The organism is Psychrobacter sp. LV10R520-6 (assembly GCF_900182925.1).
In the GTDB taxonomy this organism is placed as follows: Bacteria; Pseudomonadota; Gammaproteobacteria; order Pseudomonadales; family Moraxellaceae; genus Psychrobacter.
In genome coordinates this window covers 2,248,965-2,273,196 of record NZ_LT900024.1, presented here as the reverse complement: position 1 = coordinate 2,273,196, position 24,232 = coordinate 2,248,965, and the positions used below count along the sequence as shown (strand labels likewise).

Annotated in this window: 14 protein-coding genes; 11 read left to right on the top strand and 3 right to left on the bottom strand. The window is 44.2% G+C overall.

Features of this window, described 5'->3' with window-relative positions:
- Positions 1-123: 123 nt before the first annotated feature.
- From U1P77_RS09400 to U1P77_RS09385, 4 genes are all read left to right on the top strand, one after another.
- The gene (locus U1P77_RS09400; RefSeq protein ID WP_321154759.1) at positions 124-1,233 is read left to right on the top strand and encodes a hypothetical protein; all 1,110 of its coding nucleotides are present in this window, start codon (positions 124-126) and stop codon (positions 1,231-1,233) included.
- Positions 1,234-2,120: 887 nt separating this feature from the next.
- Positions 2,121-6,584 carry a glutamate synthase large subunit gene (gene gltB / locus U1P77_RS09395; RefSeq protein WP_321154758.1) on the top strand — a complete coding sequence of 1,488 codons (4,464 nt, stop codon included), beginning with the start codon at positions 2,121-2,123 and terminating at the stop codon, positions 6,582-6,584.
- A 142-nt stretch (positions 6,585-6,726) separates the two neighbouring features.
- Positions 6,727-8,148 (top strand): glutamate synthase small subunit GltD family protein, encoded by a 1,422-nt coding sequence (locus U1P77_RS09390; protein WP_321154757.1) that lies wholly within the window; start codon positions 6,727-6,729, stop codon positions 8,146-8,148.
- Positions 8,149-8,340: 192 nt separating this feature from the next.
- Positions 8,341-9,576, top strand: coding sequence for an FUSC family protein (locus tag U1P77_RS09385; RefSeq protein WP_321154756.1), 1,236 nt, complete (start codon positions 8,341-8,343; stop codon positions 9,574-9,576).
- 122 nt (positions 9,577-9,698) lie between these two features.
- Here U1P77_RS09385 and U1P77_RS09380 read toward each other — a convergent pair whose 3' ends face one another.
- On the bottom strand, positions 9,699-10,835 hold the full coding sequence (locus tag U1P77_RS09380; protein ID WP_321154755.1) for an ABC transporter substrate-binding protein: 1,137 nt from the start codon (positions 10,833-10,835) through the stop codon (positions 9,699-9,701).
- Between the two features lie 318 nt (positions 10,836-11,153).
- Between U1P77_RS09380 and U1P77_RS09375 the strand changes: the two genes are divergently transcribed.
- Both U1P77_RS09375 and U1P77_RS09370 read left to right on the top strand, forming a co-directional pair.
- A complete protein-coding gene (locus U1P77_RS09375; RefSeq protein ID WP_321154754.1) occupies positions 11,154-11,951 on the top strand; it encodes a 3-oxoacyl-ACP reductase in 798 nt (265 codons plus the stop codon).
- A 52-nt stretch (positions 11,952-12,003) separates the two neighbouring features.
- Entirely contained in the window at positions 12,004-12,261 is a 258-nt protein-coding gene (locus U1P77_RS09370; RefSeq protein WP_321154753.1) for a hypothetical protein, read from the top strand.
- 79 nt (positions 12,262-12,340) lie between these two features.
- Here U1P77_RS09370 and U1P77_RS09365 read toward each other — a convergent pair whose 3' ends face one another.
- Both U1P77_RS09365 and parC read right to left on the bottom strand, forming a co-directional pair.
- A complete protein-coding gene (locus tag U1P77_RS09365) occupies positions 12,341-13,144 on the bottom strand; it encodes a Cof-type HAD-IIB family hydrolase (RefSeq protein WP_321154752.1) in 804 nt (267 codons plus the stop codon).
- A gap of 202 nt (positions 13,145-13,346) precedes the next feature.
- Positions 13,347-15,665: a DNA topoisomerase IV subunit A gene (gene parC / locus U1P77_RS09360; RefSeq protein ID WP_321154751.1), complete on the bottom strand. Its 2,319-nt coding sequence runs from the start codon at positions 15,663-15,665 to the stop codon at positions 13,347-13,349.
- Positions 15,666-16,271: 606 nt separating this feature from the next.
- Between parC and U1P77_RS09355 the strand changes: the two genes are divergently transcribed.
- From U1P77_RS09355 to U1P77_RS09335, 5 genes are all read left to right on the top strand, one after another.
- Positions 16,272-18,161, top strand: coding sequence for a vWA domain-containing protein (locus U1P77_RS09355; protein WP_321154750.1), 1,890 nt, complete (start codon positions 16,272-16,274; stop codon positions 18,159-18,161).
- A 219-nt stretch (positions 18,162-18,380) separates the two neighbouring features.
- The gene (locus U1P77_RS09350; RefSeq protein WP_321154749.1) at positions 18,381-20,117 is read left to right on the top strand and encodes an AMP-binding protein; all 1,737 of its coding nucleotides are present in this window, start codon (positions 18,381-18,383) and stop codon (positions 20,115-20,117) included.
- A 444-nt stretch (positions 20,118-20,561) separates the two neighbouring features.
- Positions 20,562-22,367, top strand: coding sequence for an AMP-binding protein (locus U1P77_RS09345; protein WP_321154748.1), 1,806 nt, complete (start codon positions 20,562-20,564; stop codon positions 22,365-22,367).
- Between the two features lie 335 nt (positions 22,368-22,702).
- Positions 22,703-23,419, top strand: coding sequence for a ribonuclease PH (gene rph, locus U1P77_RS09340; protein ID WP_321154747.1), 717 nt, complete (start codon positions 22,703-22,705; stop codon positions 23,417-23,419).
- A gap of 99 nt (positions 23,420-23,518) precedes the next feature.
- Positions 23,519-24,010, top strand: coding sequence for a hypothetical protein (locus U1P77_RS09335; RefSeq protein ID WP_321154746.1), 492 nt, complete (start codon positions 23,519-23,521; stop codon positions 24,008-24,010).
- Positions 24,011-24,232: the final 222 nt, after the last annotated feature.

Sequence of the window (24,232 nt, the reverse complement as noted above, 5' to 3'; positions counted from 1 at the left end):
GGTTATGTCAATCAGTTATGTAAATTAAGGGTGTAACATAGATCTATTAGCGATATTAATATCGTTATACTTATTTGCATTTCTTATCAGTGAGTTTAATTATATTTTACCAAGGATACACTCATGGCAGCCTCAAGCTCGACGATTCATCCCGCTCGCCAGTCATATCGCCGTCAAGCCCTGATTTGGCTTGTAATGACTTTGCTATTAGGGGTTATCACTGCCCTAATTTGGATGTTTAGTCAGACTCCAGCGATGGGTGCCAAAATCGAAAATGAACCGATCTCAGCACCACAAACGCTAGGTACTGAGCTGGAACAGCCTTTATCGATTGAAGCGCTGCATGAGCTTGATACTGATGTACAGCCAATTAATTTTGAAGACACGATACGCGATCTGCGCAGTTATCCTGATGAATTTAAAGACAAGCGCTATCTGCTTGCTAATAAAGGTAAATGGACCGTACAGGTGATGAATGTCGCTGAAAACGATGTTATTGTCAGCTATCTAGAAGGTCGCAAAGATCGTAAAAAGTTCTCTTACTTCCGTTACCTTGATGATGACAATCAGCTGCGTTATATGCTTACTTATGGATTGATGAGCAGTCCGCAAGAAGCGGTTGGTGCCGCTAAATTGATAGACTTTAGGCTGCCTGACGATGTGCGTGTACTGCCCGAAGAAATCAGCCGCTACGTTAGTATTATAGACAATTATGAACGCCCTGACCCTATAAAAGACTTAAGTGCTAGACGCGCCCGTTCTGTTAATTTGAGACCGACCAAGCGTGAAGTGCCGGTTCGTCAGCAGGCACAAGCCGCTACTGAGAATAGCGTCAGTAACTCAGCGACCAACAATAGCGGTAACTTTAGCAGTCAAGAGGCAAATGATAATAGTCGCAATGCTGAAAGTATTCGTCAATCAGAGGATACCTCGGCCACCTTATCGGTTACTGAAGAGCGTACCGTGGCCACTGAAGACCAAAGTTTGTCTGGCTCACCTGCTCAAAATGATGATAACCCGCGCAAATCTGAACCAGAAAGCAAAAGATCAACAGGAACAGGAACTGATAACAGCTCGCTTAAAAAGCCACCAATTGTCCTTACGCCTAAACCGCCCAGTGCTGCTAGCAGTAGCTCAAACGCCAGCTCAAATTCTGGTAGTAGGAATGCAAACTCAGGCGCTGCCAAGAGCAATAACGACAGTATCAAAGAGCTGATAGAAGAAACAAAGTGATTAATTTTGGATTATGACAGTCGCTTATCATGAACCCGCCAGACGCTTTGTTTGGTGGGTTTTTTATGGGTGAATAAGTATTAGATTCTGTTTTTGTTACGAATTACTCGTCGATGATTGTGCTCATATACTACAGTCGATTCAATTTAAAAACGATACAGTGCTACTGGGATGAATTTTTTGCAACCTCTGTCCCGCTTGCAAACAGCACGCAAGAAAAATTCATACTAGGAGCACGTTGCTATACACGACTCTCTTTTATTGTGAACTGATTATATCCTGATCAAGCCATATCATTCTTATATGGCTTGATCAAAAAAGCCATTACTGTGATTTATCAATTTTTAAACCATTAAAATCAAAAGGGACAGCCATAAAAACTGGCTGGTCAAGTGACAGAAAAGACTAGATTTTTCGCCAAGCATTCACTAAGATAATGGTAGTCGACACTCTGTATAGTTATGGTAAACTATCATTTGATTAGAAATCGTATGATACCCTTTATTATCATTTCTATTATAGCTTCGTAGCCTCAAGCGCTGCTACTAACATAATAAGCATGATTTTAAGTGTTATTATTGTCTTGACGATTGCAATCATAGTAATAACGGTTATTTATATCAAGCGTATTGCAAGTAGCACAATCCTTCATATGATCTCCCTTTTCAGGGTTATCAAGGTGCTTGAATACAGAGCGTCTGATATTCAAACGTAGTCAAGCGCCATATTATTAGGTACTCAACCAATCGATTATCGTTCGCTGAACGTGTCGTGCCATTTTTCATTCGGTGTTACGAATATCGACCATCAGCCCGTTCTGCTTGCGGGACTCAGCTTATAATCCGCATTGGATGCATATGCTGCCCGCTCACTTAAAAGGACTAGCCATGTCAATGATCTCCTCCCATACGCATTTGGCCACGCCAGATGACTTCTCTGATAACTGTGGTTTTGGTTTAATTGCTCATATTGAGGGACAAGCCAGCCATGATTTGGTAAAAACAGCCATTCATAGTCTAAGCTGTATGACTCATCGCGGCGGTGTTGCGTCTGATGGCAAGACTGGCGACGGTTGTGGCCTGCTTCTTGCGATGCCCACTGCATTCTTTAAAGAAATTGCCACCGAGCAACAGTTAGATGTTAGTGATAACTTTGCTGTCGGGATGGTGTTCGTTAATCTCGACGATATTAAGGCCCAGCACAGCCAGCAGGTATTGGCTGAAGAAGTCACTGCCCAAGGTTTGGAAGTGGCTGGCTGGCGTGATGTGCCGCTTGATTTGAGTATTGTTGGCGAGATTGGGCGTGAGACGCTACCGGACTTTAAGCAGATTTTTGTTAATGGTCCTGCCAGCCTCGAGGCTGATGACTTTAATCGTAAGCTGTTTGTCGCGCGTAAAAAAGCAGAGCAACGTTTGAGTGATGATGAGCTGTTTTATGTCTGCTCACTGAATTGTCAGACCATTATTTATAAAGGCTTGGTGATGCCGTCAGATTTACCAGCGTTTTTCTTGGACTTACAAGATGGGCGTTTGGCCTCACACATTGTGGTATTCCACCAACGTTTTTCGACCAACACCTTACCACGCTGGCCACTGGCACAACCGTTCCGTTATCTGGCTCATAATGGTGAGCTCAATACCATTACGGGTAACCGTAACTGGTCTGAGGCGCGTACGCCAAAATTAAAATCAGATAAACTACCGAACTTAAATGAGCTACGTCCGCTAGTCAATAGCACTGGATCAGACTCATCAAGTTTGGATAATATGCTTGAAGTACTCATGTCAGGCGGTATGAACTTGTTCCATGCTATGTCCATCCTTGTGCCGCCAGCGTGGCAGAATGTTGATAGCATGGATGTGGACTTACGGGCGTTTTATGAGTTTTACTCACAGCATATGGAAGCATGGGATGGGCCAGCAGGTCTGGTTCTCCAAGATGGCCGCCATGCAGTATGTATGCTTGACCGCAATGGTCTGCGTCCATCGCGCTGGGTCACGACTACGAACGGCTACATCACCGTCGCCTCTGAAATTGGCGTTTGGGATTATGAGCCAAAAGATGTGCTCGCCAAAGGCCGCGTAGGTCCTGGTCAGATGCTGGTCATTGATACCTTGACCGGACAGATCCTAGACACCCAAGCTATCGCTACCTTGCTCAAAGAAGCCCATCCGTATCGTAAATGGCTGCGCGAAGAGGCCACGCGTATTCGTGATGATGAACGCTTAGAAGAAGAATTGGCAGCGCAATCATGTCGCGGTGATAAGCTCAAAACCCTGCAAAAAATGTATCACATTACCAATGAAGAGCGTACGGAAATCATTCGTCCCAATGCTGAAAATGGTCAAGAGCCGGTCGGTTCAATGGGGGATGATACCCCGATGGCCGTACTGTCACAGCAGATTCGCCATGTGGGTGACTTTTTTCGCCAGCAGTTTGCCCAGGTGACCAATCCACCGATTGATCCGCTGCGTGAGTCCATCGTCATGTCGCTACAAACCTGTTTGGGCGCTGAGACTAATGTGTTTTCGCCTTCTGCCAAAGATGCCCATCGTATTATTTTGTCGTCGCCGGTGTTGTCTGCCAGTAAAATGCAGCAAATTGAGACGTTAGATGATCCTGCATTTAAGATGTCTCGTATTGATCTAAACTACGATTGTACTTTAGAGCTTTCTGATGCGATTGTGACTATCTGTGAGCAAGTGGCGAGTGCTATTCGTGCGGGAAATACCTTGATTGTATTGTCCGACAAAGATATTGACGCCGAAAAAGTACCTGCCAATGCCATTATGGTGACGGGTGCAGTACATCATTATTTGATTGCTGAAGGCATTCGCACTGATGCTAACTTAATTATCGAAACTGGTCTGGCACGTGATTCGCACCAAATAGCAGTACTGATTGGCTTCGGCGCGACCTGTGTTTATCCCTATTTAGCTTATGATGTCATTGATGACTTAGTGGCGACCGGTGAGTTGCTTGGTGATCCTATTCAAGCGCGGGTTAATTTCCGTAAAGGCTTGGACAAAGGCTTACTGAAAATTTTATCAAAAATGGGTATTTCTACCGTTGTTTCTTATCGCGGTGCCCAGTTATTTGAAGCAGTTGGTCTGTCTGAGCCTGTGGTTGATATGTGCTTTAAAGGCGTTCAAAGTCGTATTAAAGGCGCAACCTTTGCTGATTTGGCTGCTGATCAAGCACAACTAGCGGCCAATGCCTTTAAGCGCCGTGCACCGCTCGATCAAGGTGGTCTGCTCAAGTTTGTCTTTAATAAGGAATATCACGCCTTCAACCCTGATGTGATTAACAGCTTACATACAGCGGTACGTACTGGCGATTATGACAATTATCGCCACTATGCCGATTTGGTTAATAGTCGTCCGGTCGCCACGTTACGTGACTTATTACAGTTAAAAACGGACAACAGCATTGACGTGAATGAGGTCGAAGACATTGCGAATATTTTAACGCGCTTTGACTCGGCTGGTATGTCGTTAGGGGCACTGTCCCCTGAGGCACATGAGTCGATAGCTATGGCGATGAACACCATCGGCGGTCGCTCAAACTCTGGTGAGGGCGGCGAAGACCCAGTACGTTACGGCACCTTGCGTAACTCAAAAATCAAACAAGTGGCCTCTGGTCGCTTTGGGGTAACACCCGCTTATCTACGCTCGGCAGAAGTCATGCAAATTAAAGTGGCTCAAGGTGCCAAGCCTGGTGAAGGTGGTCAGCTGCCCGGTGGCAAGGTTAATGCCTTGATTGCCCGCTTACGCTATTCTGTACCAGGGGTGACCTTGATTTCACCGCCACCGCATCACGATATTTATTCTATCGAAGATTTGGCACAGCTGATTTTTGATTTAAAACAAGTCAATCCTGATGCTTTAGTTTCGGTTAAACTGGTCTCACGTCCAGGTGTTGGTACCATTGCAACGGGCGTGGCAAAAGCCTTTGCCGATCTAATTACCATCTCAGGCTACGATGGCGGTACCGCAGCCTCTCCGCTGTCTTCTATCCATCATGCAGGCTCTCCGTGGGAGTTGGGGCTCGCTGAGACCCATCAGTCGCTACGGGTCAATGGTCTACGTCATAAAGTGCGTATCCAAACTGATGGCGGTCTTAAGACTGGCCTTGATGTGGTAAAAGCGGCAATACTCGGCGCCGAAAGCTTTGGTTTTGGCACGACTCCGATGATTGCTGTCGGCTGTAAATATCTGCGTATTTGTCACCTTAACAACTGTCCGACTGGGGTTGCTACTCAAAAAGCTGAGCTACGTGACAAGCACTTCATTGGTGAAGCTGAGATGTTGATTAACTTCTTTAAGTTTGTTGCGACTGAAACTCGTGAATGGCTGGCTGCATTAGGCGTACGTAGTGTGGAAGAGTTGGTCGGACGTACCGATTTGCTCGAGATATTAGAAGGCACAACCGATAAGCAGCGCCATCTTGATTTAACACCTTTATTGTATAGTCATCCCGCAAGCACGGGCGCCCCGCAAACTTGTCAAGTAGCGCGTAACGAGCCGTTTGATAAAGGGTTGCTGGCTGAGCAAATGATTAGCGATATGCTGCTTAATATTCGTCAAGGTAACGGCGGTGATTATAGCTATGAAGTTGGTAACTGTGATCGCTCTATTGGCGCGCGTATCTCAGGTGAGATTGCCCAAGTATGGGGCAATCTGGGCATGAACGATATGCCTATTAAGCTGCACCTTACCGGTTCCGCAGGGCAAAGTTTGGGCGTATGGAACGCAGGTGGCTTACATATTGAGCTAGAAGGCGACGCCAATGATTATGTGGGTAAAGGTATGGCAGGCGGCGAAATTGTCATCTACCCACCCGAAGGTTCGAGCTTTGTTGCCCAGAACACCGCGATTATTGGTAATACCTGTTTATATGGTGCCACTGGTGGCAAGCTGTACGCTGCTGGTACCGCGGGCGAGCGCTTCGGAGTGCGGAACTCTGGTGCGCATGCGGTCATTGAAGGCACAGGCGATCACTGCTGCGAATATATGACTGGCGGAATAGTGACCATCCTCGGGCGTACCGGTCTCAACTTTGGTGCTGGGATGACCGGTGGTTTCGCTTACGTGCTCGATATGGAAGGCGACTTCTTTGATCGCTGTAATCATGAGCTGATCGATCTCAACCGTATCTCTAGTGAGCAGACCGAAGGGCATCGTATCTACTTACAACAAGTGATTGAGAACCATGTGGACAAAACCGGCAGCGTATGGGGTCAAGCTATACTAGCTGACTTTGAGCATTATGCCCGTAAGTTTTACTTGGTTAAGCCCAAAGCGGCGAACATTGCAAGCTTGCTTAAAACCACGATGGCAGACCCACAATAAGGGTCGTAGGCCACAGGTTTTGAGTTAATTTTTCAGTTCACATGTGTTAAGCAGGCAAGTGACAGCATCTATTGCGCCGTACCACTTTAATAAAATCGGCACGTAACCGCTGTCACCGCCCACGATAAAAGAGAGTTTGATCATGGCAAAACGCTTAGATAATAATTTTCAATTTTTAGATGTGCCGCGGCTTGAGCCAGTTAAAAAAGCTATCGTCACCCGTGCGACAGAGTTTGTTGAGATTTATAAACCTTCCGAGAGTGAGTCGGTTGCCCAGCAATCACATCGTTGCCTCCAATGCGGTAACCCTTACTGTGAATGGAAATGTCCAGTACATAATTACATCCCTAATTGGCTAAAAATGGCAACAGAAGGGCAGATATTTCAGGCGGCAGAACTGTGCCACAGTACCAATACACTACCTGAAGTGTGCGGACGTGTGTGCCCCCAAGACCGTTTGTGTGAAGGTGCCTGTACCCTCAATGATGGCTTTGGCGCAGTCACTATTGGTAATGTGGAAAAATACATTAACGATACTGCCTTTGCCCTCGGCTGGCGTCCAGACATGTCCGATGTGGTTTGGACAGACAAAAAAGTCGCTATTATCGGCGCAGGGCCTGCTGGTTTAGGCTGTGCCGATATTTTGGTCAGAAATGGCGTGACGCCTGTTGTTTTTGATAAGCGCCCTGAGATTGGTGGCTTACTCACCTTCGGTATTCCTGAATTCAAAATGGAAAAAGATGTCATGCGTAACCGTCGTGTGATTTTTGAAGGCATGGGTATGGAGTTTCGTCTAGAGACAGAAATCGGTACTGACGTTAGTATCGATGAGCTGCTAACTGATTACGATGCAGTGTTTATGGGTATGGGTACTTATACTTATATGCGTGGCGGTTTCGCTGGTGAAGAGCTAGAGGGCGTCTATGATGCACTAGATTACTTGATTGCCAATGTTAATCGCTGTAATGACTGGGAAACGAATCCAGAAGAGTATATTGACTTAAAAGGCAAAAAAGTCGTGGTGCTGGGCGGCGGAGATACAGCGATGGACTGTAACCGTACTAGTATTCGTCAAGGTGCTGAGCGAGTATTCTGTGCTTATCGCCGTGATGAAGAAAATATGCCCGGCTCACGTCGTGAAGTGGTCAATGCTCGCGAAGAAGGAGTCGAGTTCTTATTTAATCGTCAACCCACTGAAATTATTGGTTTAAACGGTAAAGTTAATGCGGTGAAAGTGGTCACTACCCATTTAGGTGCCCCTGATAACCGCGGCCGCCGCCGTCCTGAACCGATTGCAAACTCTGAGGAGATTATCCCTTGTGATGCGGTGATTATGGCCTTTGGTTTCAGACCAAGTCCTGCTGACTGGTTTGATGCGCAGCAAGTAGCAATGGACAGCTCGGGTCGGGTATTAGCCGCGGAAGAGCAGACCTTTAAGTTCCAAACTAAGAACCCCAAAATCTTTGCCGGTGGTGATATGGTACGTGGTTCTGATTTGGTCGTAACTGCCATTTGGGAAGGTCGTGAAGCGGCCGAAGGGATATTAGACTTTTTAGAAGTCTGATTCTCTCAAGCTATCGTTTGGCGCTATCGTTAGCTAAACACTAGCCAATAAGCAAGTTTTTTGTATTGTGTGCTAGCATGCTTTGACCTTTAACGTCTTTTATCCTTTAATAGGTAAAAGGCGTTATTTTTTTAAGCTATCTTTTACTAAAAAATGCTCACTTAAAACCCATTTAAAAAAGAGTACCCCTGCGTGAAATCCACCCGTTGGCAGCGATTTACTGCCCCGCTTACTGAGCCTTATGCGCGCTATCAGCACGCTGATGTTTTGCATGCCATACGTTTGGGTATAGCCGTTATACTCGCGCTATTGGTCAATAAAGTTACTAACTTCCCGCATGGCGAATGGACGACCATTACTGTTTTTATCATTTTGGGCCTATTACAATATCAAGGTGCCATCTATACCAAGGCGAAAGAGCGCGTACTTGGCACGTTACTAGGTATTGGTGCCGCGCTTGGTATTTTGTGGTTTAGCCAAAATGTGGGCGCATGGTTGTGGGTAGATTATGCGCTCATTGGCCTGATAAGTGGCATCATTGGCTATCTTGCGGTTAAGAATTTAGGTTATACAGGGTTGCTGACCGGTATTACCATGTTAATGATCGTCTCAAATCTAGGCCAAAGCAGTATCGGTCAAGATGGTCTTTACCGCGCGTTCAATATTTTGCTCGGCACTGGGGTGGCAGTGGCTGCGACTTTAATCTTGCCGCTCAAGTCGACCTTGATGTGGCGCTTTTTACTAGCAAGCAATCTTGAGACTTGTAGTAATCTATATGCTAGCGTAGGCAGTCATATTGATGCTGAAGTTCTTATTCCGAAGCCTTTTAAATATACTAAATCCACGAGCTTATCAAGTCTGACTTATCCTGCGAGCAGCTCTATACCTGACGTGCCCGTTAATAAATCCTTGGTTAAAGCGCTACAAAAGATTAATAAGCGGCTATTAGCAGTGCGCCCGCATATCGCTGCTACAGCAAGCGAATCGGGGATTAACAAAGAGACATTAGAGACTATTCAGCGCGCCCATCGCAATATTATCGGTACAATCGATTTACTATTAAGTGCCGCACCGCGCTTGGCTACTATTGAGATTGATGAAGACAATCATATTTTGCTAATCCACTATCAGCATGAATTGACGCAAGCCATGCAGCATATGGCGGCAGTTCTGCGCAGTCCTAGCGATGAAGTGTTTCGCCCTATTACCCGTATTGCTGTATCTGAATATCCGAGCGTGCAGCATTTGTCATTTGAGTGGCAGGGGTATTTTTGGCTAACCCAAACCTTGCAAGCACAGTTGCAGCTGCTGAGTGATTTATTACAAACCACCAAGCCGAAATGGTTTTCTGCCTCTGGTCTCCGTTATCAGCGCCGCGAACGGCGCCGAATTGATGAGCATGGTGGCGAGACCGATTTGCATTTATAAATATAAAAAAACGCTGACCGGCAAGGATCAGCGTTTTTTTATTGATGAGTCTTTATCAATGAGTTTTCAACAGGGATGTTTTCACAATAAACTTTTAGGCTATCAGCTTTAAGTGATTACGATTAACGGCCAGTTTTAAGCTTATTCCAATACTGTTGATAAACTTGTAGCGCATCATCGCCAACATCTTCTTGGAACTCAGCGTTCGCCAGTACTTCTTTGCTGGGATAAATAATCGGATTATTTCTGACATCCTCAGTCATTAGCTCACGTGCCGCAAGGTTAGGTGAGGCATAACCAATCTCCTCACTCACAATTTTAGAGTTCTCTGGGCGTAGCAGATAATCAATAAATTTGTGCGCCGCGTCTACCTGTTTGGCATTTTTAGGGATGACAAAGTTGTCCATCCATAATATTGCACCTTCACTTGGGTATTTATAAACTAAGCTAGTCAGACCTTCGTCGTTGGCTATCACGGCTTCACCATTCCAGGTCATACCAAGATTGGTTTCACCTTCGATATAGGGCATGCGCGAGGCATCTGAATTAAAGGTTTTGACATTTGGCATTAAGGTAGTGAGCTTTTCATAAGCGGCTTTGATTTCATCAGGATTTCTGCTATTACCTGAGTAGCCAAGCGTCAGTAGCGACATGCCAAACACTTCGCGCATATCATTCATCAGCATCACCTGACCTTTATACTCAGGACGCCATAGATCATTCCAGCTATTGACGGTCGCAGGGTCGATCACATCGCCATTAATGGCTAGACCCGTGCTACCCCACATATACGGAATCGAGTATTTATTCTCAGGGTCAACCTTGGTATTGGTAAATGAGGTATCCAAATTCTTAAAGTTGCTTAGTTTTGATTTGTCTAGCTCTTGCAGCAAGCCTTCTTTGGCCATTTTTTCGACATAATAAGTTGATGGAATTGCAAGGTCATATTGGCTAGAATCATCGAGCAGTTTTAGCTTGGCATACATCGCCTCATTGGAGTCAAAAGTAGTGTAATTGACATTAATACCGGTCTCTTTTTCAAAGCCATCAAGAATCTCTTGTGGCATATATTCTGACCAGTTATACAGATTGAGCGTGACATCACTGGTAGCAGCACTATCGGTAGCAGCGTTATCAGAATTGCTACAGCTTGCGAGCGTAAATCCAATAGCTGCGCACAATAGTGCTTTGGGTAGCATTTGAGTAGAGGCGCGAGCAGCGGTGCTGGTAGACCGGTGTGACGATGATAAATGGGTCAAAATATCTCTCCTAAAGTCAGTCAAATACACAAAAAATCGAGGCATAATAAATAGATAACAGCTATGTAAACAGCTACGGTAATGACCACGATTTTACTGTTATGGTTATTGAATACAGTGATTTAAAGGGTAACGAGTTGAATTTGCTTGTCTTAATCGATTGCCATAAAAACAATCATAATATAATCAGCACAAGGCAGATTGTACCGCATCCGATAACGAGGTGTAAGCATGCTATGATTGGTGCAGTTCGGTTGATAACACCATTAGAATAAATATTAATTTTTATAAATATAACATAATAAAGGATTAAACAGCATGACTCAGTCCCACGCCACCATACCAGCACTACTAACAGATAAAGTCGCAATCGTCACAGGAAGCAGTCGAGGCCTTGGTGCACAAATTGCGCAGCAAATGGCAGCAGCAGGTGCCATTGTTTGTGTGAATTATCTCAACAGTAGAGACAGTGCCGAAGCGGTGGTCGCTACTATTATAGCGGCAGGCGGGCGAGCCATTGCCTATCAAGGTGATGTGACCGATTTAGCACAAATGCAAGCGATGGCAACTGAGGTCATCAAACGTTTCGGACGTATTGATATACTAGTCAATAATGCCTTGCCCAGCTATCAGTTCAATCCAAGCGCCGATTACACCAGTATTGAGACCGTCAAATGGGCGCATTTCTCCCAGCAAATAGATGGTATCGTCAAAGGCGCGGTCAATACAGTACAAGCGGTATTACCCCAAATGAAAACCCAGCAGATGGGTAAGATTATCAATATCTCTACCAACCTTGTATATAATCCGGTAGTGACTTACTACGACTATACTACGGCAAAATCTGCCTTGATTGGTTTGACGCGCAATCTAGCGGCGGAGCTGGGACAATACGGTATTCGGGTCAACTTGCTGGCAGGTGGATTACTGAAAACTACTGACGCCAGTAGCTTGACCACTGAAGAAGTGTTTGATTATATCGCTACCACCACGCCATTGCGCCAAGCAACCTCGGTTGCGGACTTTGCCAATTCAGTATTACTAATGTCGTCTGACTTGAGCGCGGCTATCACTGGTCAATCGATCGCGGTTGATGGTGGGTTGACTATGCCTTAGTATTTTTACCATTCGCTAACCAAGTTTGATGTAATGGTACAAGAGAGACAAAATGAATAACCGTAAAACTGCTGGCATTATCACAGCTGTGGTAGGCTTATCTGCCATTATTACCTTCTTCAATGCGGGCATGGGCACATCAGTTCTAAGCTGGCCACTGGAAGCGTATCTTGGCGTGGCTTTTACTATTGGCTGGTTGACCAGCATGCCAACATTTTTGGCTTATTTAATCGCTGCATTGATATTTATTTTGATTGCTATAGCCTGTTATAAGTTGGGCAGTTGGTTTTATGGATTGGTTGCAGGTTGATGTTGAATTTCAGAAAATAAAAAAATCCTTGCTAGATAGTAGCAGGGGTTTTTTTATGACTTCTGGGCTAATTACTGATTTAAGCTTTCTGGTCTATATGTAAGTGATCGAGCACCGCTTGTATACCGTATTCCTCAATAGTACCGGTGACAAAATCCGCACGCTCTATAAGAGCCGGTTGACTATCACCCATTGCCACGGCAAACCCGACCAAGTCAAACATTTCTAAGTCATTCATACCATCACCAAACGCCATGCAATCGCTAACATCTACGGCGTAATGCTGACATAAATCTATGATACCTCGTGCTTTTGACGCCTCTGCTGGTAATATATCTGCGCCAATTTGATGCCAATGCACCAGTTTTAAATCATCTTGGGCAAAATTAACATCCTGCATTTTGTCTTCTTGGTTGTTAAAGAATACGGAACATTGATAGACAGGATTTGACTTATAATAATCTGGGTCAAGAATAGAGTTTGGCGTTATAGCGTTGTATTCACGCAGTCGCTCGTTTTCATCTGACCATGCAATATGAGTCGCCGAGTCAAACTTATGAATAAGTTCACTTTGCTGGCACAGAAGCACAATCTTATTAGTCTGCGCATCTGATAATGGATAATGACTGATCATGCCATCGTTATTAAAGCTATATTGTCCATTCATACAAATAATGGCATCTAATACATCAGCCTCAAGTAAAGCTAGAATATCAGCAGGCAGGATAGCTTTTGAACGTCCCGTCGAAATCACCAATTTAATATCAGTCTTCGCGAGTGCTTCAAGAGTTGCCTTATTATGTTCGGCAATAATGCCGTTACGGCTTAAGGTATCATCGATATCAAAAAATATGATTTTAGGGGCGGGTGCTTTATTGTTCATAATGGCTTTGGCAGTCCTATCTATAGTAAATGTGATTATTCTTTATTCTTGTAAAAACAACTATTAAGCTCTGCCACAAACTGCTTAACGTTATTTAGATGTTGTTGATATTTGTTATTATGCATTTTATCTTACAGTATACATAAGCTAGGATTCTAGCCCAGCTATCTAAAACAATTAAGGTATGAATAAAGGCAAAACTTTACCTAACCACCTCAACCGAACTCACATTCTGAAAGCCTCTTGGCAACTGACTACCACGACTACCACGTTTGGCCGTATAGTTGACTAAGTCCATCGGCTTTAAGGTGACATGACGCTTGCCAGCCGTAATAATCAGACTGTCTTGCTGACGTAATGGCGTGATAGCCAGCACTTCTTCTTTATCTTTTAGATTGATCATTTTATTGCCTTTACCGCGAGCTTGCTCAGGTAAATCATCAAGCGCAAAGATTAATAAATATCCAGCATTAGTCACGACGGCGATATGATCAGGAGTAGAGTCTTTTTCAGTAGCAGATATGCCGCTATTTTCTGAATTTACATTCACCTCGGCTTGACCGTCAATACGCGCGATAGGTAATAATCGGCTATTAGTAGCCAGGTTAATGATTTTTTTGCCTGCTTTTTGGGTGCTGTCTAGATTACCAATAGTGTTGATAAATCCATAACCTTGCGAGCTTGCTAAGATAATACGCTGGTCATTGTCACCGGTGAGTAGCTGCTCAAAAGTTGCCCCTGAAGGCGGTTTCAATACGCTAGTGAGCGGATCCCCTTGACCACGAGCCGAGGCAAGATTGTGCGCATCAATACTATAACTGCGTCCGGTGCTATCGAGTACGTAGATTTTCTCATTCGATTTACCTCGGACGTATGCTTGGTAAGCATCGCCTGAGCGATAGCTCATACCAGCGGGATCGACCTCATGGCCTTTGGCCGCGCGAATCCAGCCTGCTTTGGATAATACCGCAGTAATTGGTTCGCTAGGGACTAAGTCTGACTCTTTTAAAGCTTGCGCTTCTTCGCGTTCTGCTAGTGGCGACATGCGATTGTCACCGTGTGCTTTCATATCCTCGGTCAGCTCATCTATGATTAAGCCTGTAAGGCTTTCCGGATTATCGAGATACTCTTGAAGAATAGCGCGCTCAGCTGCCAGTTCGTCTTGCTCACGTCTGAGCTCAATCTCCTGTAGCTTTGCCAGTTGGCGCAGACGAATATCTAAAATCGCATTAGCCTGAATGTCAGTTAAATCATAATCTTGCATCAAGGCTAATTTTGGATCATCCTCTTCCCGAATAATACGAATGACTTCGTCGATATTTAGATAAGCAACCAACAGTCCCGCTAAAATATGCAGGCGTTTATCAATTTTATCGAGACGATATTGCAATCTACGCATGACCACTGAACGGCGACTGATGAGCCATTCTTCTAATATCTCTTTTAGGTTTTTGACTTGCGGCTTACCGTTTAGCCCAATCATATTCATGTTAATGCGGTAATTGTTTTCAAGATCAGTGCTAGCAAATAGATGGCTCATGACTCGCTGGACATCGACCCGAGTTGAGCGCAATTCCAAGACGATACGGCACGGGTTTTCGTGATCCGATTCATCATGAATATCGACGACCCAAGGTAGTTTTTTATCCGTCATCAGCTTAGCGATTTGCTCTTGGATTTTATTACCTGATACTTGATGGGGTAACGCATCGATAATAACTAAATTCTTCTCTTTATCGTCGATATGATAAGTGGCACGCATTTTATAGCTGCCGCGTCCACTCTCGTAGATAGCTTGTAGGTCTTTTTTGCTGGTAATGATTTCAGCGCTGGTGGGCAAGTCAGGCGCTGGTATCGACTGAGTCAATTGCTTGACTGATAGCTCAGGATTTTTAAGCAAGCGAATAGCCGCACGTACTACTTCGTTAAGATTATGCGGCGGAATATCGGTTGCCATACCTACGGCAATACCAGTCGTACCATTTAATAAGATATTGGGTAGACGTGCTGGTAGAGTCGTTGGCTCTTGCATCGTACCATCGAAGTTATCTTGCCAATCGACGGTTCCTTGACCCAATTCTGCTAATAACGTATTGGCATAGGCTGACATTTTTGCTTCGGTATAACGCATGGCGGCAAAGGATTTGGGGTCATCAGGGCTGCCCCAGTTACCTTGACCAGTAATCAGCGGATAGCGATAGCTGAACGGCTGTGCCATCAACACCATGGCCTCATAACAGGCGCTGTCACCATGTGGATGATATTTACCCAGTACGTCACCAACCGTACGAGCAGACTTTTTGGGCTTAGCCGTAGACTTAAGACCCAGCTCGCTCATGGCAAAAATAATGCGTCGCTGAACGGGTTTCAAACCATCAGCGATATTAGGTAGCGCCCGATCCATGATGACGTACATGGCATAATTTAAATAGGCTTGCTCGGTGAACTCCGCTACAGAACGGGTGTCCATTGCATCGTTAGGTACGACGGGATTAATGGTGTTATCAATGACATCAGGCATAAAATAGGGTTCGCTTATCAATTTTAAATATTGTTTTTTAAATAGGGTCGTTCAGTTGGGTTATGCGATGGGGTATCGTTCATCCAGAGCAAAAATAGTACGTTATTTTTATAATGACTTGTTAAAGAACACTCGAATAAGTTGTTCTTCATCGTTCTTAACTGTTTGCAAGCTCCCAAAGTCACCCGTTTATTTTTGTCAAATCATATTGGCCAATCGTTCTAAAAATAACGGCTACTCTGCTTTTAACTTGACGCATGATGACATGCTTAAAAGCTTTGCTGAAAATAAAAATAAGATAGCGCTATCGTAAAGGAAATCGCGACAATTAAAAAGGTGTCTGCCGTAATAGACGACAGGTCATGACGCGGCGATTGCTATTTTATTGATAGATTTTATAAACTAAGTTAAGTATAGTTAATCTAATTGTTTTTGGTTGTTAACCAATAGTTTAGTTGGTGATGATAGTTTAAGTGGTAATGATAGCGCTAAATATCAGTAGAAATATAGACAAGTTATTCATTTTTTTTGCTTGGCTTAATGGCTGTTTAATGATTATTTAAATTCCGCTCAATTCTCTGCTTATAAAGTACAAGGAATCTGCTTATGTTATTAACCCATTCAATCCGAACGCGTACTTACAAGCTTAACCGTACCGCTTTGCTGATAAGTGCTATAACCAGTATCGGTCTGAGTGCCTGTAGTACACAGCAGATGAGTAAGTCTGTAGTGGAAACGAATAGCAGCACCGTAAGCCAACAGCCTATAACTAATAAAGAGCCTTTAAAGAATAAAGAGCAGTTAGCGCCTGTGGTGGTCTCAGGTGCTACCCCAGTCGTTGAAATGGTAAGTGCTGACTATGCCAGCAATAATACCAACAGTCCCAATATGCTCACGCGTTCAGTATCTCAGTCTATGGTTATGCCATCACCATCACCAATAAGAGTCGCACCAGAAGCACGCGATAACTATCAAAAGAACGCAGCAAATCCCGTTCATCGTACGGCCGATATGCCAGTCGCCACTTTATCTATTGATACCGACACTGGCAGCTATGCCAATATACGCCGCTACCTGAATGAAGGCCAATTGCCACCTGCCGCAGCAGTACGAGTTGAGGAGATGATTAATTATTTTCCTTATGACTTCTCGAACAGTCGTCGTCTTGGTCGCGCTCCTTTTATGGTTGAGACTGAGCTTGTCGACTCGCCATGGGATAAGGTAGAGCAAGGCAATCAAATTCTAAAAGTCGGTATTAAAGCAATTGACACCACGTATTTGGGGCAATTTGGCAAAACTGACAGTACAAGCGTCCAGCTGCCCCCTGCTAACTTAGTGTTTTTGGTCGATGTGTCAGGGTCGATGCAATCGCAAGATAAATTACCACTTGCCAAGTCAACATTGAATCTATTATCCAAGCAGCTCCGCGCCGAAGACAGTATCAGTATCGTCACTTATTCAGGCAGCACGAAGGTGGTCTTGCCAACGACACGCGGAAATAAGCGCGTCGCCATCCAAGCCGCGATTAATGGTCTGCAAGCTGCCGGCAGTACCAACGGCGAGGATGCGCTAAAGCTTGCTTATAACGAGGCCAGAAAATCACTAAAAAAAGACAGTATCAACCGTATCTTGATGCTGACTGATGGTGATTTTAACGTTGGTATTAGCGATGTTGACGAGATGCTAGATTTGGTCAAAGCCAATCGCAATCGTGGCATTTCGCTATCAACTATTGGCTTTGGTCGTGGCAATCTGAACGATTATATGATGGAACAAATGGCCGATAACGGTAATGGCAATTACAGCTATATTGACAGCTTAACGGAAGCTAAAAAAGTACTGAGTGACGAGCTTGCCTCCACCTTCAATACCGTTGCTAGTGACGTCAAAATTCAAATTGAATTTAATCCAGAGCAAGTTGAAGAGTGGCGTTTGATTGGCTACGAAAACCGCGTGCTCGCTGAGCAAGACTTTAATAATGATAAAGTTGATGCCGGAGAATTAGGTGCAGGCAAGGCAGTAGTGGCATTGTTTGAGATTACTCCCAAAGGTCAAACGGGTACTTTTGCCCCGCGTCGCTATGCAGAAAATGTCACCGCACAGACCATGCGTAAGTCAGCAAAGAATGCCAACAGTACAGAATTAGGTTTTTTAAAAATACGCTATAAAACCGAGCCGCAATCAAGTTCCCAGTTAATTGATTTACCGATTAAATCCGTTGGCAAGGCCGCGCCATTAAACAACGCACATCCTGACACTCAGTTTGCGGTGGCAGTCGCCGGTTTTGGTCAGCGCTTACAGCAAAGTCCTTATATCAACAACTGGCAATATAGCGACAGTAAACAGCTTGCAAATCAAAGCTTAAGCTATCAGACCGTGAGTGACACTAACGGTTTGCGTCGTGGCTTTGTACAGTTAACGGAGCTTGCCGATGCCCTCCAACCTGCGGTAAATGAAAATATGCGCCTTTCTAAACAGGAAGTAAGCATAAAATAGTATATAGTAAACATTTATTGGTGTTTAGCTAATGACTGTTAAAAACCTTGTCAATATCTTTACAAGATGTTGATATAAATGATTTTATTGGCCGTCAAGTAACTTCGTGGACTCAAGTGCCAATTTTTTGTATTGAGTAGTTTAAGCAAAGTGTGTATGTTAAAGAACAAAGGGGTATTCACCGCTAATTGCACAAAATTTATTAGGAGAAACAAGATTATGGACAATCAAGGCCAAGGCAATTTAACCCGTCGTGATGATAAAGTCTGGCTAAAAACTTATGAAGAGCTTGGACTGACCTACGATATCGATTTACCGGCTGACAATACCTCGCTTATCGATATTTTTGAGCAAAGCTTTGCTCAAAATGGCGATAAAACGGCATATATATGCATGGGTTCTTCGCTAAGCTTCCAAGAAGTGGATTTATATAGCCGCCAATTTGCCGCTTATCTACAGTCATTAGGACTGGTCAAAGGTGATAAAGTCGCGGTGATGATGCCCAATATTTTACAATTGCCCGTAGCCGTCATTGGCGTACTGCGTGCAGGTCTCACTTTAGTTAACGTTAATCCGTTATACACGACCCGAGAGCTTGAACATCAACTGACCGATTCTGATTCCAAAGCGCTGATTATGGTCGAAAATTTCGCCAAAACCTATCAAGATATTGGCCGTAAAGTAGTGGATCATGTGGTTATTACGGGTATGGGCGACTTGATGGGCACGCTCAAAGGCTTCATGGTCAACACGGTCGTCCGTCATGTCAAAAAACTAGTACCAGACTACAAGATTGCCAATAGCGTGAGCTTCAAAGATGCGCTTAAGCAAGTCACTGCCAGTAAGTACAAGCGTCCCAGCAATATTGTGCTCGATGATATCGCTGTCCTGCAATATACTGGTGGTACTACTGGTGTGGCGAAAGGCGCGATGCTAACTCACAAAAACTTGGTAGCAAACTTAATTCAGTCTAATACCTTTTTGGGCACCGCCTTTGATGATTTTGATCGCAGGGGTGAGCAGCCCGTGATTATGACGGCTTTGCCGTTGTATCATATTTTCTCATTCACGGTTTGTGGTATGTTCGGTCTGTATCGCGGTTGCGTCGTGCTATTAGTGCCCAACCCACGCGACCTTGACAGCTTGTTAAAAGCATATAAAGCCACTCCACCGGCATTCTTCCCAGCGGTAAACACCTTATTTAATGCGCTTGCCAATAATGAAGAATTTAAAGCCATGGACCATAGTAAGTTGCGTATGTCGATGGGTGGCGGGATGGCAGTGCTAAGTGCAACCGCAGAAAAATGGCGTCAGGTAACGGGTAATATTGTTGTTCAAGGTTATGGTCTGTCTGAAACATCTCCGGTCGCGACTGCCAACCCTTATAATAGTCCGACGTTTACCGGCACGATTGGTGTACCTATGCCTGCTACCGACATCGCGATCCTAGATGAAGCGGGTAATGAGGTGCCACTTGGCGAGCGTGGGGAGATCGGGGTTCGTGGCCCACAGGTGATGAAAGGCTACTGGAATCGTGAAGATGCCACGGCTGAGGCTATGACGGCGGACGGATTTTTCCGTACTGGCGACATCGGCATTATGTCTGAAGATGGTTATGTGACTATTGTCGACCGCAAGAAGAACATGATTTTGGTTTCTGGCTTTAACGTTTATCCGAATGAAGTTGAAGAGGTCATGGCCGGTCATCCAAAGATTTTAGAATGCGGTGTCATTGGTGTCGCAGACGAAAAAAGCGGTGAATCTCCGAAAATTTTTGTGGTACGTAAAGATACTAGCCTTACCGCTGAAGAGGTCATTGACTATGGTAAAGAGCATTTGACTGGCTATAAGCGCCCACGTCATGTTGAGTTTATCGATGAGTTACCAAAGACAAACGTCGGTAAAATCTTACATAAAGATTTGCGCAAACTTGAAGAAGATAGACAAGCTAAATAATAGCTAGAGCTGGTGTCAAAATCGAAGCTAAGGTTATTTTTACCATGAGTTAAGTGCTAATCAATAACAAAAAAATGATAAGGTTGCCTATGTGCGGCCTTATCTTTTTTTTAGTAACGTTTTTGGTGGAGGATAGACGGTACACATAGAGAATTTTTGGCAAAACTGCTATAGTGCCCGTTAATATCACCCTCTATTTAGCTCTAAAAGATCATAGGTTTAGGCTCTACAAATCTTACAAAGATATTTTAGCGTTTTAAATTTAGTGACCGATTAATAACTAGATTGGCGACTGTTACAATGGCTGCTGGTTCAGCAAATGACTGTTTATCTGGATATTATCTATAACAGGATTTTTGTTTAACGAACAGTCACCAACGAACACTATATTTGCATCTTCATTAGATTATTCTATATTTTTAATGGTAACATTTAGGGAAAGTTATGACGGACAGTATCAATAAATCAACGCCTGACCATAAGCCAAGCAAAGGCAAAGAAGCGGGTGTGAATGATGCCCAGTCGATAGCTGAGATGACCGCATTTCCGACTATGCCGACCATCCCCAGCGATAGACCGTGGCTCAACGCTTATGAGCGCTATGGTATTAGCCCCACTATTGATATGCCAGATGACAGTACCTCTTTGCTTGAGGTCTTTGAGCGTAACTTTCAGCGTTATGGGAAAAAACCTGCCTATATCTGCATGGGTGCGTCGATAAGCTATAAGCAACTCGATCTATATAGCCGTCAGATCGCCAGCTATTTACAGTCGCTAGGATTGGTTAAAGGCGACAAAGTTGGCGTAATGATGCCTAACATTTTGCAGTACCCTATTGCTGCCCTCGGTATCATCCGTGCGGGCATGGTTTTGGTCAACGTCAACCCGTTATATACCAGCCGTGAGCTATCTCATCAGTTGCGTGATAGCGGTACAAAGGCCTTATTCATTGTTGAAAACTTCGCTAAGACTTATCAAGAAGCTGAAAATAAGGGCCAAGTTGAGCACGTCGTTGTTTGTAATCTTGGTGATATGCTAGGACTGGTTAAAGGCACTGTGGTCAATCTAGTTGCGCGCCATATCAAAAAAATAATTCCCTCTTATAGTTTGCCTAAAAGCATTGACTTTAAGCAGGCGCTAAACGCGGTATCGGCCAGCAAGTATCAGCGTCCTGATCTAAACTTAAGCGATGTGGCTTTGTTACAATATACCGGTGGTACGACAGGTGTGGCCAAAGGCGCAATGCTGTCTCACGGTAACTTGGTCGCTAATATGCTGCAGATTAGCGCCTTGATGAACAGCGCTTTTGAAGACGATGCTAACGCTGACGATGTGATTTTAACCGCGTTGCCACTGTATCATGTGTTCTCATTTATGGTTTGCGGTATGTATGGCATGTATGAAGGCTATACAGGGTTATTGATTCCCAATCCGCGTGACTTAGATGGTTTGATTAAAGAAATGGCTAAATATAAGCCATCATTTATCCCAGCAGTAAATACTTTATTTAATGGTTTGGTACATAAAGACAGCTTTGCGGAACTAGATTTTTCCAATTTAAAGGCAGCTATTGGTGGCGGCACGTCAGTACTACCTAGCGTTGCAAAAGAGTGGCATAAAATTACAGGTTTACCTATCGTCGAAGGGTACGGCTTGTCTGAAACCTCACCAGTTGTAGCCTTTAATCCGATGACCATTGCTGAATTCACTGGAAAAATTGGTATTCCAGCGTCTAGCACCGACGTTGTATTGACTGATGATGACGAAAGTGAAGTCGCCATCGGTGAGCGCGGTGAGATTTGTGTGAAAGGCCCGCAAGTGATGATTGGTTACCAGAACCGTCCTGACGAAACAGCGGAAACTTTTACGGCGACTGGTTATCTGAAAACGGGTGACATCGGTATCATGGATGAAAAAGGCTTTATCAAAATCGTCGATCGCAAAAAAGACATGATTTTAGTTTCTGGATTTAACGTCTATCCCAATGAAATTGAAGAGATCATGAGTGAACATCCAGCGGTTGTGGAGTGCGGCGCGATTGGTATACCAAGTGAGGAGCGCGGCGAAGATCCCAAGATTTTTGTGGTCAAAAAAGGCAACGTAACTGAACAAGAATTGCTCGACTTTGGCAAAAAGAACATGACCGGCTATAAGCGTCCTCGTCACGTACAGTTCGTTGATGAACTACCAAAATCAAACGTTGGTAAAATCCTTCGTAAAGAGTTGCGTAAAATGGAAGGTTTAGACTAACGTAGAATATAGTCGGAAAAACAGACGTTTTTCGATACTAAAATTAGGCAAAACAAAGGCAGTTCTGCCTTCATTTTGCCTATGATCTTGGTCAAACTGATAGGTTGAGAGCTGACACCTATCTTGCTATTAGGCCATTGTCACGTTAGGATATCTCATAATTTAAGCCTGCTAGGCTGCCTGATAATTATTTGTTATCATATGTTTTAATAGGTTACTTATTGATTAAATATTTACTGATTAACTGCTTGTTGATCAAATAAACACCGATTCAAAAACTATAGATTCAAAAACTATAGACAGACTGCTTTTATAACCTTGTATTAGGAATTTTTATGCGTATTAATAACCGTGAGCTCGACCAACTTCGTTCGATTAGCTTCGAGCGCCACTATACCAAGCATGCCGAAGGGTCAGTGTTGGTCAGCTTTGGTGATACCAAAGTATTGTGTACCGCCAGTGTTGAATCCGGTGTCCCACGCTGGTTAAAAGGCAAGGGCAAAGGCTGGATTACTGCTGAGTACGGTATGTTGCCTCGCGCGACTAATACTCGTAACCAACGCGAAGCGGCGCGCGGTAAGCAATCGGGTCGCACCCAAGAGATTCAACGCTTAATCGGTCGTAGCCTGCGCGCGATGATTGACCTAAGCAAGCTGGGCGAAAATACCATTTATCTCGATTGTGATGTGTTGCAAGCAGATGGCGGCACTCGTACTGCCAGTGTTACCGGTGCTGCTATTGCGTTAATCGATGCGCTTGAAAGTATTCAAAAAACCAAAAAGCTCAAAGCTGATCCACTCATTGGCTTAGTCGCTGCGGTCTCTGTAGGCATGAAAGATGGCGAAGCTTATCTAGACTTAAATTATGAAGAAGATGCCAGCTGTGATACCGATTTGAACGTGGTTATGACCCAAAAAGGCGAATTTATCGAGCTGCAGGGAACTGCCGAAGAAAAACCATTCACCCGCGCTCAAGCTGATGACATGCTAATCCTAGCCGAAAAAGGTATTGCTGAGCTTATCACTATGCAAAAGACTGCTTTAGGCTGGTAACTTCGTTAGATTAATAGTTTTCATCGCTAATTGCTATTTCAATTAACTTTTAGCTGCCTTCTAATTTTTATTTAATGATCTCGCAATAGGTAGTAATGCATGCTTAAGCTGACTGATGACGGCGCAAAGATTACCTTACAAGGACAGCCCCAAGCATTAGACAATGGGCTGTTTTGGTTTGGTGCGGCGTTATTAGTAGGCGCAGTTGCCGTAGCAATGGCAATGAGCCTGTTACCTGTGAGATGGTCTATTGGCGCGCTTGCATTATTGATTGTTGGTAGTTTTGTTTTTAATCGGCAGCGACAACAGCGTAAAAAAGCCATGAGCGGTCATATTAGTAGCGGTATCTTATGGGTGAAAGATGGTGAACTGGTACATGACAATCAAGGTAAACGCAATCATATCCATCTGGTAGAAGGTGATAAAATCACCCTAGATGGTGAGCAGCTACAGATCGTTGGTGCTGACAGTGTACGTAAATACCATATTAACGGCTTTGATAATGAAAAAGAAGCTCAGGCAACCAAAGCCATATTAGAAGGGCAGGCGATGAACAAACGTCATGCCAATATTAAGATGAACAGCGATTAAAATTAGCAACGCTTAATCCTGTTTTTTGTCCCTCTTTCCTTTTTTGTTTTAATTCTTCCGGTTTTTTTTCCTACCTTTTATCTTGATTTGTCCTCCTTTTATCGCCTGACCGTAATTAATAGTGCTTGCAGTCTCTGGTCTAAATGGTTTATAGCTACAAGCTGATAACCTGTTCATCACATACCCTATTGACAAGGAGCTGGTCATGCCACCATTGTTGGC

Bases quoted from the DNA above. Each gene is read 5' to 3' on its own strand.
- U1P77_RS09400 (WP_321154759.1), top strand. From the start codon at position 124: ATGGCAGCCTCAAGCTCGACGATTCATCCCGCTCGCCAGTCATATCGC.
- gltB (WP_321154758.1), top strand. From the start codon at position 2,121: ATGTCAATGATCTCCTCCCATACGCATTTGGCCACGCCAGATGACTTC.
- U1P77_RS09390 (WP_321154757.1), top strand. From the start codon at position 6,727: ATGGCAAAACGCTTAGATAATAATTTTCAATTTTTAGATGTGCCGCGG.
- U1P77_RS09375 (WP_321154754.1), top strand. From the start codon at position 11,154: ATGACTCAGTCCCACGCCACCATACCAGCACTACTAACAGATAAAGTC.
- U1P77_RS09370 (WP_321154753.1), top strand. From the start codon at position 12,004: ATGAATAACCGTAAAACTGCTGGCATTATCACAGCTGTGGTAGGCTTA.
- U1P77_RS09365 (WP_321154752.1), bottom strand. From the start codon at position 13,144: ATGAACAATAAAGCACCCGCCCCTAAAATCATATTTTTTGATATCGAT.
- parC (WP_321154751.1), bottom strand. From the start codon at position 15,665: ATGCCTGATGTCATTGATAACACCATTAATCCCGTCGTACCTAACGAT.
- U1P77_RS09355 (WP_321154750.1), top strand. From the start codon at position 16,272: ATGTTATTAACCCATTCAATCCGAACGCGTACTTACAAGCTTAACCGT.
- U1P77_RS09350 (WP_321154749.1), top strand. From the start codon at position 18,381: ATGGACAATCAAGGCCAAGGCAATTTAACCCGTCGTGATGATAAAGTC.
- U1P77_RS09345 (WP_321154748.1), top strand. From the start codon at position 20,562: ATGACGGACAGTATCAATAAATCAACGCCTGACCATAAGCCAAGCAAA.
- rph (WP_321154747.1), top strand. From the start codon at position 22,703: ATGCGTATTAATAACCGTGAGCTCGACCAACTTCGTTCGATTAGCTTC.
- U1P77_RS09335 (WP_321154746.1), top strand. From the start codon at position 23,519: ATGCTTAAGCTGACTGATGACGGCGCAAAGATTACCTTACAAGGACAG.